Consider the following 13,674-nt stretch of genomic DNA (forward strand, 5'->3'; position numbering starts at 1 on the left):
GCGGGAGTCAACTGCATAAATATGCAGGGTAAAGTACGATTATTCCATTATTACGCCTTTTAACTACCTGTTTATGTAAGTATATCTATAGTTAATTATGTGAAAATTTCTTAACTTGCTTTATCAATTAAAATCAATGCGCCGTTGTTATTATTGGCTTTTAGTTTGGCTTTTTGCATTTCATCTTCAGGAAGCAAAGGCACAGGCTAATAACATTCTTAAAGAACTAAGAATGGAACATTTGACAGCAGAGCAGGGACTAGCCAGCAATTCCATCATTTCAATTTTGCAGGACAGCAAAGGATTTATGTGGTTCATTACTTCTAACGGGTTGAATCGTTACGACGGTTACAATTTCAGGTTTTATGGTTATAATGCAAAAGATTCCAATTCCATTGCAGCCGGTTCGTTTTATGGAATTTTTGATGATAAAAATGCTATGATGTGGTTAAGCGGCACAAGTTTCCGGCAGCTTTACTCTTTTCTACCGGCAACAGAAAAGTTTAAGCTTTATGAGGATAAACCAGATCCCAACAATTCAATTGCAAATTCGCAATATCAGGGAATTGCTTCTGATTCGGCGGGCACTCTTTGGATGCCCACTACAACCGGATTAAATTCTTATAACCCAAAAACCCAAAAAAAACATTTATATACTCACATTAAAGGTGACAAAGCAACAATCAAACTTAACAGTTTTGACCAGATAGAAAAGGACGACGTCGGAAAGCTTTGGTTATTAATGAAAAATAATAATAATTACGAGATTGATTATTTTGATCCGTATAAAGGGAAGGTAATTGAGCATATTACAGGGGGAGCGTTAACAATTCCCGTTAATTTAAATCTTAAACCCGTTTTCTGCCACATAAATATTGGAAGAAATGGAAACTTGTGGATTGGTTCTGTACAATACGGGTTATATGGTTACAATATCCACACCAAAAAAGTAGTTCATTTTGTTCATGATGCAGCTAATCCTTACTCGTTAAGCAGCAAAGGGGCTTACTTTGTTGCCGAGGATCACTCAGGAAACTTATGGATCATTAATGGTGCACATAAATTAGATTTTTACAATTCCTCCAACGGGAAGTTTTATCAGGTTCCGTCTTTCAACAACCTCAGTGATTATAATGTAAATCATATATTTGAAGATAAGAGTGGCAATATCTGGATTGCTACACAAGAAGATGGGATTTATACTTTTAATCCTTTTCAAAAAAAAATTCACATTATAAATCGCGATGCCGGCAACCCTAATTCCCTGGCATCAAATGTGGCTTTGTGTACTTTTAAAACACAATCCGGACAGTCCTTTCTTGGCACCTTCAAGGGAATAACGCTATTTAATCAGAAAACAGGCAATACCTTACCGTTTGCGATTGCCGGGAACAAAAAAGAAGCCGATCTGACACATGGTGTTCTATGTTTGTACCAGGACAGGAAAGGTGTGATCTGGATCTGTGCCTGCGGAAGTTTGCATTCCTACGATCCTGTGAGCAAAAGGCGTCGCTGGTACAGGCATCACGGCGATAATGACGGCTCTTTTAAATGTAGTGGAATAATTGAAGATACAAAAGGCAGGTATTGGATAGCTGCCTGGGAAGGCGGACTTGAATCATTTGAACCTGTTTCCTGTAAGTTTCATGCTATCAAAATCGATGACGGCCATGCGACCAATACATATCCTGTTGGCAACCTGGTTCAAAGTTCAAACGGCAACATTTATATAGGAAGCTGGGGTGGGGGGTTTATTAGTTTTAACCCGGACAATAAAATATTTAAAATTTACCGGCATAGCGCTAAAGATTCAAATTCATTAAGCAGTGATATTGTTTTTGATTGTTACGAAACAAAAAATGGAGTTGTTTGGGTATGTACCAATGGTGGTGGTTTGAATGCATTTGACCCGGTAACTGCAAAATTTAAATCTTTCACCATGCAGGATGGCCTTTGCAATAATGGAGTTACCAGCATTGCGGCAGACAATAGAGGAAATTTATGGATTGGAACCATGAATGGAATTAGTTGTTTTACGCCTCCTGATCATCCTTTTTCACCTGATTGTAAAATCAAATTCCGAAATTACAACGTAAGTGACGGGCTCCCTTCTAACCAAATGTATTTATGTAAAGCTTATAAAGGGCCTGATGGCACGATGTATTTTGGCACTAATAAAGGCTTCTTTTATTTCAACCCTGACGAACTAAATGATAATGCCTTTATCCCCCCGGTTTTTATAACAGCGCTGAATATTTTTAATCACCCTGTGACATATAATGATGGTTCAAAAATTCTGTCGGCGCAAATAGAAGACACAAGGGAACTAAAATTGGATTATAATCAAAACGCGGTCTCATTCATGTTTGCTGCGCTTAATTATTTCCATCCCGAAAAAAATAAATATGCTTATAAACTTGAAAGATTCGATAAGGAATGGACATTCACAGATGGGACAAAGCATTTTGCTGATTATACTAATCTCAATCCTGGCACATATACTTTCAGGGTTAAAGCAAGTAACAATGATGGCAAATGGAATCAGGAAGGTACTTCTTTAAAACTAACTATTACCCCACCTTATTGGCGAACATCGTGGTTCGAGATGCTTTGCATATTGATTATAGGATTGATTTTGTACGCTATCTGGTACAACCAAAGACAGAAATCACTGGCCATCAAAAGTATAAGAAATAAAATTGCAAGTGATCTGCACGATGATCTGGGGGCAACTCTAAGCAGTATTTCAATCATGAGTGTTTTAGTACATCAGCAAATAAAAGATCAATCACCTATTGCGAATCTGTTACTGGAAAAAATAGGAAGCAGTTCCCTTAATATGATCGACTCGGTGAATGATATGGTATGGGCAATTAATCCTAAAAATGACAATTTTGAAAATATCATCAAAAGGATGAAAGCTTTTGCTTCTGAGATTCTTACAGCAAAGGATATTGATTTGCATTTCGATTTCGATAAAAATCTTATGCAATCAAAATTAAATATGGATAAACGGGAAAACTTCTATCTCATATTCAAGGAAGCTGTAAATAATAGCGCAAAATATTCTCACGCAAAAAATGCTTTTGTTGTTATTTGGAATCAACAGAAAAATTTGAAGATGATTATAAGGGATGATGGTAATGGTTTTGAATTAAATACAATAGTAGCCGGTAATGGGTTAACCAATATGCGACATCGAGCTGAATCGATGAAAGCAACTTTTAATATTGAATCGATCCCCGGAGAAGGCACTACTATTGAACTAGGATTTAAAAACGAGTAAATGATGGATATACGTGTGGTAATATTTGAAGATAATTTCTTATTGCGCGAAAGCCTGTTTCAACTCATTAATGGCACACCCGGGTTGATTTGTACAGGGGCCTTTGCAAATTGTGATAATCTCATTTTTAATATAAGCAAGACGTATCCTGATGTGGTATTATTGGATATTAAAATGCCCGGCAAAACAGGTATTGAAGGTATGCTAATTATTCATGATCAATTCCCTCAAATAAAGGTCATTATGCAAACAGTAGTAGATGATGAAGATAAAATTTTCGCGTCTATATGCAATGGAGCATCAGGATATTTATTGAAAAATACTCCCCCTGCCGCATTATTACATGCAATAATGGAAGTATTTGAAGGCGGTGCACCAATGACACCCATAATCGCAATGAAAGTTCTGGAAAAATTTCGTAAACAATCTGTTCCGACTTTAAAGGAATTTAATAATCTCTCAAATCGTGAAAATGAGATTTTAGAATGCTTAGTAGAGGGGATGAGTTATAAAATGATAGCCATTGCCAGAAATATAAGTATTGATACTGTTCGTTTTCATATTCGAAATATTTATGAAAAGTTGCACGTTAATTCAAAATCAGAAGCGGTGGTAAAAGCAATGCGGGATAAAATCGGATAGTAAATACTTTTCCAGGGTTTGAAAAATGAAAAAATCATCTCAACAAGGACAGAAGAAATTTAAACCTAAAACTCATTCTCCTAAAAATAAACCTGCGATAAAATTCGTTCAAGCGGTAGTTGCATGAATGGTCAGGAGGCTGCTCATTTATGCGGCAGTCTCGTTTGTTTTAATAGTTAGATTATAAAACCTATAATAAGTTGAATTATATTAGCTTGATTATTTAACAATGTAAATGGGACAAAAAAAATTTTAACCTGCTTTGTGCCTTTGTTGGTATTGTTATCAACAAATAATCGAACACCTAAAATTTTATAACGTCATTTAGCGTTCTAATCGGTATCTTTAACTCCGCTCTGTAGTTTAGCAGATATAATTAATTTTTTGTATATTGAGGCTTTAAACCTAAGTTTCGCACACAGCTTTTTTTATATGGAATACGGTATTTGTAATCTTGCTATTATACCCTTACGGGCCGAAGCAAATGATAGAAGTGAACTAGTATCGCAAGTATTATTCGGAGAATCATTTGAAATTTTAGAATGGAAAGATAATTGGGTAAAAATTATTACTGCTCATGATAGTTATACCGGTTGGATAGGACGTCTGCAATTTATTATGCTTGGTCACATGGCATATAAACGTTTTAAACAAACGCCCCCGCCTTTAACTTATCGCCCGGTTACTCAGGGCTGGAAAATAGAGAATAATAGTATTTTATACCTTCCTATGGGCAGCTCACTCGCATTTTTAGAAGGCACTACCTGTCATATTGGCGATGAACGATTTGAAATTTTAGGGGATATCGGCGAACCCGATAATCTGGCGGTAACAGCCACTTCTTTTTTAAATACCCCTTATTTATGGGGGGGACGTACACATTTTGGTATTGATTGTTCGGGCTTTACACAGGCTGTGTATAAATTACAAGGAATAAACTTATTGCGTGATGCCAGCCTGCAGGCTGAACAAGGCTACACTGTAAATTCACTGCGTGAAACTAAATTGGGAGACCTCGCTTTTTTTGATAACGCTGAAGGAAACATAGTTCATGTTGGAATTATGCTGAGTAACGAAAAAATTATTCATGCGTCTGGTAAAGTTAAAATTGATACCATTGATGAGAAGGGTATTTATTCAGAGGACTTTAAACGTTATACCCATAAATTAAAAACTGTAAAAAGGATGCTTTAGTTATCAAAACTAATATCCCAAATAATTATTTTTTTATCATCACTCACCGAAATCAGCTGATCACCATTCCATACTATTTTGTTTATAGACAATGAGTGACTTTCAAACCCTTTTTCGCGACTGATTACCTTATACAATTTAAAATCAGATGCACCCCATATTTTTACGCTTTTATCCATACTCGCCGTGGCGAAATATGGAAAAATAGGGTGGAAGACTATACTATTTACCGCGAATAAATGAGCTGGAATATTATGTAGCAGTTCGTAAGATTTTGAATCCCATATCTTTACCTGCGCATCGCGGGCGCCGGATATTAAATAATTGCCTAACGGCGAATATTGCAATGAGAAAACAGACATTGTATGTCCTTCTAGTGTTTTTGTCAGCGAATAATCTTCAAGATCATATATTTTTATCTGATTATTACGGCAGCCAAAGGCAACCTGTTTTTCATCAGGTGAAATGCTGATACACCGTATTGTATCATTCGAAATCCTGATGGAATGTAATAAAGCTAATGTTTTGAGGCTCCAAATAGAAACTGTTCCATCTTCAGAAGCTACCAATAGTTCCTGCTTATGAACAACTGACTTAATATCAAATATTGGCTTTTGATGAGCCTTAAGCGGTAGAAGTAATTGCTGTTTTAAAAAGTCAAAAACTAAAACTTCACCACTTCTCAGTCCTGCAAACAAAAAAGGATAGGTAACAGGACAATGTATAGCATAAATAGAAGAATTGACAGGGAACAGGACTTTAATGAACGAATTGTTTTTTAAACTCCATTCAACCAGTCCCTTATCATTCCCGCCACTAAATAATATTCCCGGTTTTTGCGAAAGCTCCAGTGTAAATATTGGGTTTCCATGCCCATTTAGTTCAGCCGTTTTTTGTACAGAGATCATGTTTTCAGTTTGCAGTTTTCAGTATGCAGTTCGCAGGGTAGGTTCAAAGTTCACAATTTTACTAAAATTAATACTGCCAACTGCAAACTGGTTACTGCAAACTTACTTATGTCTTTCCTCTAAATTCTTAGCTATCCTTTCAAGATTCAGACCTTTTTCGCGTAATAAAACCAGCAAGTGGAAAACAAGGTCGGATGACTCGTTGATCATGTCTGTTTCTGTTTCTGCAAGTGCTGCTATTACTGTTTCAACTGCTTCTTCACCAACTTTTTGCGCTATCTTATTTAGGCCCTTGTTATGAAGTTTGTTAACATAAGAGCCTTCCTGCGGATTTTCATACCTGTCTGCAATTATTGCTTCTAATTGCATGATGAAATTCTGATTATAATCCGTTTTAAAACAACTGCGCGAGCCGGTGTGGCAAGTAGGTCCTTCTGGTTTAACCTTTATTAGTAAAGTATCATTATCGCAATCTAAATGCATGCTTTTTACATGCAGGTAATTATTGCTTGTTTCACCTTTTGTCCACAAACGATTTTTTGAACGCGAAAAAAAAGTAATTATATTTTCTTTAATGGTTTTATCGTACGCGTCCTGATTCATATAGCCAAGCATTAACACTTCTAATGTTTGCTCATCTTGTATGATTACGGGAACGAGTCCGTCAGATTTGTTAAAGTTTATTTTCATTTTATATGTTTTATTCCCTCTTTAACCAAGCGTCATTGTGAGGAACGAAGCAATCTCTGAACTTTATGTATTCGATTTGCATGTGTAGAGATTGCTTCGTTCCTCGCAATGACGCTTAGAGACGAACAATGCTTTTATATCTCCCTTATCTCAATATTATTCTGCTTCAATACTTTCTTCAAGTCCGGTATCAATATCTCACCATAGTGAAATACCGAGGCTGCAAGGGCCGCATCAACATTGCTTTGTTCAAACACATCTACAAAATGCTGAACCGAACCTGCACCTCCCGATGCAATTACCGGTATACTCACCATACCATTCACCAATTTTAATAATTTATTATCAAATCCTGCTTTTGTACCATCATGATCCATGGAAGTTAATAGAATTTCACCGGCGCCGCGGTTTTCAGCTTCCATTATCCAATGCAATGTTTCCTTTTCAGTTGGTATACGGCCACCGTTTAAGTGTACAATATTTTTACCACCGATTAGTCTTGTATCAACTGCAATTACAACAAACTGCACACCAAATGCTTTTGCCAGCTCATCAATTAATTCAGGGTTACGTACAGCTGCTGAATTAATTGAAATTTTGTCAGCACCTGCATTAAGTAATGCATCGGCATCAGCAATTTCGTTGATTCCCCCTCCAATTGTAAATGGTATGTTTATTTGACGTGCAACAGCTTTAACAAGTTCAACCATTGTTTTGCGGCGTTCAACCGTAGCTGTTATATCTAAAAATACCAGTTCATCAGCACCTTGCCTTGAATAGTTCCATGCAAGCTCAACCGGATCGCCTGCATCGCGCAGGTCAACAAAATTTACGCCTTTTACTGTGCGTCCGTCTTTTACATCAAGGCATGGAATAATTCTCTTCGATAACCCCCCCCGCCCCCTAAAGGGGGAGCTAATAGTTTGTTTAATTGTCTCCAATACTTTTTCTAATTGACTAAATATTTCTTCATTTTTAAAACGAAGAACCTTTATTCCGTCGTTTTCTATATTAAGCTGTCTTTCTATATCATTAATTGCGATTTCAGGAACGTCATGTATGCTCCCATCTAGTTCGATAATAATTTTATGTTGGTGGCAATAAAAATCAGCAATGTAAATACCTAAAGGATGTTGCCTTCTAAATTTTGCACCAAGTTGACTACCTTTTAGATGTCCCCATAATATCATTTCAGCCGGCGTTATGTTATTTCTAAGTGCATGAGCGTTTTTAAATATCAAATTGCCCGCATCCATAAACATTCGCTTTTTCATATATGGTTCCCCCTTTAGGGGGCTAGGGGGCTTATATAGAGATTAAAGATTCCAGATTCCAGTTTTTTACTTCTTCGATGGTTATGCGGCCTTCATAAATTGCTTTGCCAACAACGCAGGATTCCACCTTAATATTGCTTAGCTGATAAATATCTTCCATAGTGCTTACGCCGCCTGAAGCGATGAGTTTAATAAAAGGAGAATGGTCGAGCAGTTTTTCATACAATTCAATACCTGCACCCCCCAGCTTGCCATCTTTATTAATATCAGTGCACAGAAAACGAAAAAAGCCCAAAGAAAGGCATTTATCAACATAGTCCATCAGCTTAATAGGCGAGCTTTCCATCCATCCTGAATATTTGATCACTTCGTCTAATACATCAATAGCTACAACTACCTGATCCGAACATTTATCACGACCGCAAATCTCTTTGCTAAGTTCCTTTAAAAATGATGGGTTAGTAAGCGCCTGTGTACCAACAATAACCCGGTGGATACCGGCATCAATTAATTCTTTAACCTTGTCAATGCTCCGTATGCCACCGCCGTACTGAACTTTCATATCTGTTTTGCGGATGACATCAAAAAGATATTGCTGATTGGAGAAATCGTTTTTGGCGCCATTCAAATCAATCACATGGATGAAATTTGTACCATTGGATTGATACTTTTCGATCATTTGCTCAAGGGTAACATCATATTCAGTCACCTGCTTATAATCACCCTCACGTAAACGCACTACTTTTTTGTCTAAAATATCAATAGCAGGAATTATGTACATATTTTTAAAGTTTTGAGAAATTTAATAGTAAAGTTTCACCATGGGCACCTGATTTTTCTGGATGGAATTGTACTCCATAAAAATTATCCATCCAAATTGATGCCGAAAATTTGTTATTATAAATTGTTGATGTTAAAGTATAAGAAAAATTATACTCAATAAAGTATGAATGTACAAAGTAAAAATGTGATCCGTTAGGAATATTTTTAAAAAGTTGATTTTCCTTTTCTGCGAACACCCTGTTCCACCCTGTATGAGGCACTTTGTATTCAGCACTATTAGAAAATTTCAAGGTTTTGATTGGGAAAATGTTTAACAGTTTTGAATCTCCTTCTTCAGAATAAGCCGTTAATAACTGCATTCCAACACAAATGCCCAAAGTTGGTTTGGTTAATGATTTTATTTTAGGTACCAAACCTGTTTGCTCCAATTTATTCATAGCGGCGCCAGCATGCCCCACACCAGGAATTATATAACGATCGAAGTGCTCAAAATCATCCTCATTATTGATCATGCCATAGGCAATTCCCAGCCGCTCAAGCGCAGCAGTCAATGAAAAAATATTCCCGGCCCCATATCTTATTATTCCTACCATTTTTTTAGATAATAGATTCAAGAGTCAAGAAAACTTCTTTCTCCTGAATCTTGATTCTTGCTTCTTGACTCTCGTCACAAAAGTCCTTTAGTGCTCGGTAAAACCATGTTATTTGCATCTCTTTTAATCGCCATTTTTATCGCTTTTGCAAAGGCTTTAAATATAGCTTCAATTTTGTGATGTTCATTTTCTCCTTCGGCTTTTACATTTAAGTTACATTTTGCCGCGTCAGAAAAAGATTTGAAAAAATGAAAGAACATTTCTGTCGGCATTTCACCAATCTTTTCTCTTTTAAATTCCGCATCCCATACTATCCAGTTTCTGCCGCCAAAATCAATAGCCACTTGTGCTAAGCAATCATCCATGGGCAAGTTAAATCCATAGCGTTCAATGCCCCTCTTATCTCCTAATGCCTTAGCAAAAACTTCACCTAAAGCTATTCCGGTATCTTCTATGGTATGATGTTCGTCAATATGCAGATCGCCGTTGGCAATAATTTCCAGATCGATATTACCATGACGAGCTATTTGGTCGAGCATGTGGTCAAAAAAATGAAGCCCTGTTGATACCTTTGCTTCTCCTTTTCCGTCGAGGTTTGTTTTTATATAGATATCCGTTTCTTTAGTAACGCGTTTATGTTCAATTACGCGTTCACCAAGTTTTAAAAATTCGTATATTTTTTGCCAGTCTGTTGTTTCGATCGCAACCGTGCTTTTTACCGCATCTTCTTCAGCTTTTCCGCTAAATTCGTGAGTGCCTAAGTTTGAGTTATCATTCAGCCATATCGCTTTTGCACCCAGATTAAAGCCCAGCAATACATCATTTTTACGGTCACCAATTGTGTACGATCCTTTCAGATCATATTTTTCAGTGTCAAAATATTGGGTAAGCATGCCGGTACCGGGCTTGCGTGTAGGCGCATTATCGGCAGGAAAAGTGCGGTCAATACAGACATTTGAAAAAATAACGCCTTCATTTTCCAAGGTTTTAATGATGAAATTTTGCACCGGCCAAAAAGTATCAGCAGGGTATGAGGCAGTTCCCAAACCGTCCTGGTTGGTAACCATTACCAATTCATAATCAAGCTCAGTAGCAATTTTAGGCAGGTATTGTAAAGCGCCGGGGTAAAATTCCAATTTATCAAATGAGTCTATTTGCTCATCAGCAGTTTCTTTAATAATGGTACCGTCACGGTCAACAAACAATATTTTTTGCAGCTTGCTCATTTAAAATCCTGTAAAGTTTGAAGTAATATAGTGTTTTCGCCTGGTGTTCCTACGGTTATGCGGAGGCAGCCTTCGCATAGTTCTACTTTTGAACGGTCACGCAAAATGATGCCTTTCTGAACCAAAAAGTTATAGATACCTCTTGCATCAGTTGTTTTTGCTAAGATAAAGTTAGCGTCGGAGGGATAAATATCCAGCACGAAATCAAAATCTTTTAATCCTATTACCAGTCTGTCTCTTTGCATTAATGTTTCTTTAATCCAAATGTTCACCTGGTCTACATTAGCAAGCGCTTGTAAAGCCAATTGTTGAGAAGCTTCATTTACATTGTAAGGCGGTTTTACTTTATTCATCACCTCGATAATTTCTTCACTGGCAAATGCCATCCCTATGCGTAAACCGGCAAGGCCCCAGGCTTTTGAAAGTGTTTGTAAAACTACCAGGTTAGCATACTCAGTTAATTCCTGTATAAAAGTTTTTTGCCTGCTAAAATTGATATAAGCTTCATCAACCACCACAATGCCGTTGAAATTTGCCAGCAATGTCTCCACATCAGCCCGGTCAATTGAGTTTCCGGTCGGGTTATTTGGTGAACAAATAAAAATGAGCTTGGTATGCTTGTCAATGGCTTCGGCAATACCTTCAAGGTTGAGCTGGAACTCTTCTGTAAGCGGTACATTTCTGGCCTCAACATCATTGATATTAGCCGAAACTTTGTACATGCCATAAGTAGGAGGGACTAAAATCACATTATCCACACCTGGATTGCAAAAACTGCGGAACAAGATATCAATAGCCTCGTCGCTGCCATTACCTAAAAATATATTGCGGATTGGCACTCCTTTTATCTCACTTAAACGTTTTTTAACCTCGTACTGTAAAGGATCAGGGTAACGGTTAAATTGCTGCTCCAAAGGTGAACCGAATGCATTTTCATTTGCATCTAAAAATACGCTCGCCTCTCCCTGGTACTCATCACGCGCGGAAGAGTAGGGGACAAGCCGCTTTATATTTTCTCTTAAAATATTATTAATACTAAACATGCTAATTATAAGCCTTAAAATCTTTTGAGAATTTCATTAATTTATCTTTTCCAGCATCAAAATAAATGGTATCATTTTTTATATAAGGCAATGGAAAATAGTTACTATCATCAGTTTCAAGAACATCGTTGAGTAAAAAATAGCTTTGGGTTTTACGAGTGAACGGATCAAATTCTGTTGCTGAAACCTTCAGTGTGCCTACGGTGTCAATCTTTTCTAATTTCCAAAAATAAATTTTTTGATTAATTACGTTCGGAGATGAAAAATAATCATCGAAGCTCGATGTTAAATTATCAAATGCAGTCTTTTTATTGTTAGTAATCAAAAAGAAATTTCCTTCTTGAAGCATTAAAGTTTTTTTAGAATCCCCTTCAGTTGACCCCATTTCATGCTCTAATTTATGATAAAAATAAGTTTTATTTCCTAGTTCCTTCATTCCATAATAAAGGTCAATCGTGTCAACAACTTCTCTATTATTTTTTATTATAGCATATGAACCGCCGGTCATCGGGCCTTCGTTTGAATATTCACCGGTATCAATTACCGTATAATCGTCATATATTTTATAAGGTGTAATTTTAACCTTTGGACGTTCTTTTTTTAAAGTTTCAGTGACTGTTGTTGAAGTGTTGGACGTTGTGTCTTTCAATGCAGCCGTATTTTTGCTTTTACACGAACACAAAATAAAAAAAGATAATATGTAAGAAGTTGTTTTCATTGCTAATACTTACTATTCTAATAATATTAATTAATTGTTCGTAGTGTCACCGCATTCTTATGCGCATGCAAACCTTCCAACTCTGCCAATATCTCTACAGACGGTCCAATATTTTTAATACCTTCCGGCGTTATATGCTGAAAGGTGATCTTCTTTACAAATGAATCAACCGACACACCTGAATAAGCCCTTGAATAAGAACTTGTTGGCAAAGTATGATTAGTTCCTGATGCATAATCGCCAGCACTTTCCGGCGTTAAATTCCCCAAAAATACCGAACCAGCATTAATAATGTTAGCAGTTATCAGTCTCCAGTTTTCAGTTGCCAGTATTAAATGTTCCGGTGCATATTGATTGCTGAATTGCATTGCTTCATTCAAGGTATCTGTTACCATGACATAGGAGTTTTCCAAAGCTTTTTTTACAATCTCCGCACGCGGTAAAACCGGTATTTGCTTTTCTACTTGGGCCAAAACGTCTTCGGCAATTTTATGCGAAGTACAAACCAATATTGATTGACTATCCATGCCATGTTCAGCCTGGGCCAGTAGGTCGGCTGCCACAAAAACAGAGTTTGCTGTTTCATCGGCTATCACTAATACTTCAGATGGTCCAGCGGGCATATCAATCGCCGTTGTAGTGGTTGATTGGATAATGGTTTTTGCTTTAGTAACAAACTGGTTCCCGGGGCCAAATATCTTATCAACTTTAGTTATAGTTTCAGTTCCATAAGCCATCGCTGCTATCGCCTGGGCACCGCCTGCCAGGTAAATTTTATCAATGCCTAACAACAAAGCAACAAAAGCTATAAACGCGTTTACCTTACCGTTTTTTTGTGGAGGTGAACAAACCACAATTTCATGGCAGCCTGCAATACGGGCAGGTATGCCCAGCATCAAAAATGTGCTTGGTAAAACAGCGCTTCCGCCGGGTATATATAAACCAACCTTTTCGATCGGTCTTAATTCGCGCCAGCAGGTTACACCGGGCATAGTTTCTACCTTGCCTTCAGTTTTTAGCTGCGCCTGGTGAAATTTATATATATTATTATAAGCTACTTCGAGGGCTGCTTTTTGTTCCGATGAAACAGATGCAGCAATATTAGTTAATTCATCTTTATCCAGGTAAAGTTTATCCAGCTCTACTTTATCAAATTTAAGGGTATAATCAAACAGGGCACGATCTCCATGTTCCTGTACATTCGCAATTACTTCCTCCACAACCGCACGTATCTCATTAGCCGGATCAACATTGCGCTGAACCAGTTTTTGAATTTCGGTTTTGCTTAAATCTGAATAATTGTATCGCTTCATTGGC

Annotated in this window: 12 protein-coding genes and 1 pseudogene; 3 read left to right on the plus strand and 10 right to left on the minus strand. The window is 37.1% G+C overall.

Features of this window, described 5'->3' with window-relative positions:
* Positions 1-136: 136 nt before the first annotated feature.
* The 3 genes from JWQ54_RS03575 (at position 137) to JWQ54_RS03585 (ending at position 5,122) form a co-directional block, all read left to right on the plus strand.
* Positions 137-3,286 (plus strand): two-component regulator propeller domain-containing protein, encoded by a 3,150-nt coding sequence (locus JWQ54_RS03575; RefSeq protein WP_299580319.1) that lies wholly within the window; start codon positions 137-139, stop codon positions 3,284-3,286.
* Complete coding sequence (locus JWQ54_RS03580; protein WP_299580322.1) at positions 3,287-3,928, plus strand: response regulator transcription factor; 642 nt, start codon at positions 3,287-3,289, stop codon at positions 3,926-3,928. It begins immediately after the preceding gene.
* A 432-nt stretch (positions 3,929-4,360) separates the two neighbouring features.
* Entirely contained in the window at positions 4,361-5,122 is a 762-nt protein-coding gene (locus tag JWQ54_RS03585; RefSeq protein WP_299580325.1) for a C40 family peptidase, read from the plus strand.
* Here JWQ54_RS03585 and JWQ54_RS03590 read toward each other — a convergent pair.
* The 10 genes and pseudogenes from JWQ54_RS03590 to hisD form a co-directional block, all read right to left on the minus strand.
* Positions 5,119-6,030, minus strand: coding sequence for a WD40 repeat domain-containing protein (locus JWQ54_RS03590; RefSeq protein ID WP_299580328.1), 912 nt, complete (start codon positions 6,028-6,030; stop codon positions 5,119-5,121). The two genes, JWQ54_RS03585 and JWQ54_RS03590, sit on opposite strands and share 4 nt — an antisense overlap.
* Before the next feature lie 102 nt (positions 6,031-6,132).
* On the minus strand, positions 6,133-6,720 hold the full coding sequence (gene hisIE / locus JWQ54_RS03595) for a bifunctional phosphoribosyl-AMP cyclohydrolase/phosphoribosyl-ATP diphosphatase HisIE (protein WP_299580331.1): 588 nt from the start codon (positions 6,718-6,720) through the stop codon (positions 6,133-6,135).
* 134 nt (positions 6,721-6,854) lie between these two features.
* Complete coding sequence (gene hisF, locus JWQ54_RS03600; protein ID WP_299580403.1) at positions 6,855-7,640, minus strand: imidazole glycerol phosphate synthase subunit HisF; 786 nt, start codon at positions 7,638-7,640, stop codon at positions 6,855-6,857.
* 9 nt (positions 7,641-7,649) lie between these two features.
* Positions 7,650-7,994: pseudogene (locus JWQ54_RS03605) on the minus strand (endonuclease domain-containing protein); the annotation flags it as partial.
* A 31-nt stretch (positions 7,995-8,025) separates the two neighbouring features.
* Positions 8,026-8,775 (minus strand): 1-(5-phosphoribosyl)-5-[(5-phosphoribosylamino)methylideneamino] imidazole-4-carboxamide isomerase, encoded by a 750-nt coding sequence (locus tag JWQ54_RS03610; protein WP_299580334.1) that lies wholly within the window; start codon positions 8,773-8,775, stop codon positions 8,026-8,028.
* Between the two features lie 4 nt (positions 8,776-8,779).
* Positions 8,780-9,370, minus strand: coding sequence for an imidazole glycerol phosphate synthase subunit HisH (gene hisH / locus JWQ54_RS03615; RefSeq protein ID WP_299580337.1), 591 nt, complete (start codon positions 9,368-9,370; stop codon positions 8,780-8,782).
* A 74-nt stretch (positions 9,371-9,444) separates the two neighbouring features.
* Positions 9,445-10,596, minus strand: a complete 1,152-nt coding sequence (gene hisB, locus JWQ54_RS03620; RefSeq protein ID WP_299580340.1) for a bifunctional histidinol-phosphatase/imidazoleglycerol-phosphate dehydratase HisB — start codon at positions 10,594-10,596, stop codon at positions 9,445-9,447.
* A complete protein-coding gene (hisC, locus tag JWQ54_RS03625; protein WP_299580343.1) occupies positions 10,593-11,639 on the minus strand; it encodes a histidinol-phosphate transaminase in 1,047 nt (348 codons plus the stop codon). The genes hisB and hisC overlap by 4 nt, the downstream gene beginning before the upstream one ends.
* A gap of 1 nt (position 11,640) precedes the next feature.
* Complete coding sequence (locus JWQ54_RS03630) at positions 11,641-12,357, minus strand: hypothetical protein (protein ID WP_299580346.1); 717 nt, start codon at positions 12,355-12,357, stop codon at positions 11,641-11,643.
* Positions 12,358-12,383: 26 nt separating this feature from the next.
* Positions 12,384-13,670, minus strand: a complete 1,287-nt coding sequence (hisD, locus tag JWQ54_RS03635; protein ID WP_299580349.1) for a histidinol dehydrogenase — start codon at positions 13,668-13,670, stop codon at positions 12,384-12,386.
* Between the last annotated feature and the right edge of the window lie 4 nt (positions 13,671-13,674).

Source organism: Mucilaginibacter sp. (genome assembly GCF_028288225.1).
In the GTDB taxonomy this organism is placed as follows: Bacteria; Bacteroidota; Bacteroidia; order Sphingobacteriales; family Sphingobacteriaceae; genus Mucilaginibacter.

What these genes read in the sequence shown, in the direction of transcription:
- JWQ54_RS03575 (WP_299580319.1), top strand. Translation starts at nt 137, where the DNA reads ATGCGCCGTTGTTATTATTGGCTTTTAGTTTGGCTTTTTGCATTTCAT.
- JWQ54_RS03580 (WP_299580322.1), top strand. Translation starts at nt 3,287, where the DNA reads ATGATGGATATACGTGTGGTAATATTTGAAGATAATTTCTTATTGCGC.
- JWQ54_RS03585 (WP_299580325.1), top strand. Translation starts at nt 4,361, where the DNA reads ATGGAATACGGTATTTGTAATCTTGCTATTATACCCTTACGGGCCGAA.
- JWQ54_RS03590 (WP_299580328.1), bottom strand. Translation starts at nt 6,030, where the DNA reads ATGATCTCTGTACAAAAAACGGCTGAACTAAATGGGCATGGAAACCCA.
- hisIE (WP_299580331.1), bottom strand. Translation starts at nt 6,720, where the DNA reads ATGAAAATAAACTTTAACAAATCTGACGGACTCGTTCCCGTAATCATA.
- JWQ54_RS03610 (WP_299580334.1), bottom strand. Translation starts at nt 8,775, where the DNA reads ATGTACATAATTCCTGCTATTGATATTTTAGACAAAAAAGTAGTGCGT.
- hisH (WP_299580337.1), bottom strand. Translation starts at nt 9,370, where the DNA reads ATGGTAGGAATAATAAGATATGGGGCCGGGAATATTTTTTCATTGACT.
- hisB (WP_299580340.1), bottom strand. Translation starts at nt 10,596, where the DNA reads ATGAGCAAGCTGCAAAAAATATTGTTTGTTGACCGTGACGGTACCATT.
- hisC (WP_299580343.1), bottom strand. Translation starts at nt 11,639, where the DNA reads ATGTTTAGTATTAATAATATTTTAAGAGAAAATATAAAGCGGCTTGTC.
- JWQ54_RS03630 (WP_299580346.1), bottom strand. Translation starts at nt 12,357, where the DNA reads ATGAAAACAACTTCTTACATATTATCTTTTTTTATTTTGTGTTCGTGT.
- hisD (WP_299580349.1), bottom strand. Translation starts at nt 13,670, where the DNA reads ATGAAGCGATACAATTATTCAGATTTAAGCAAAACCGAAATTCAAAAA.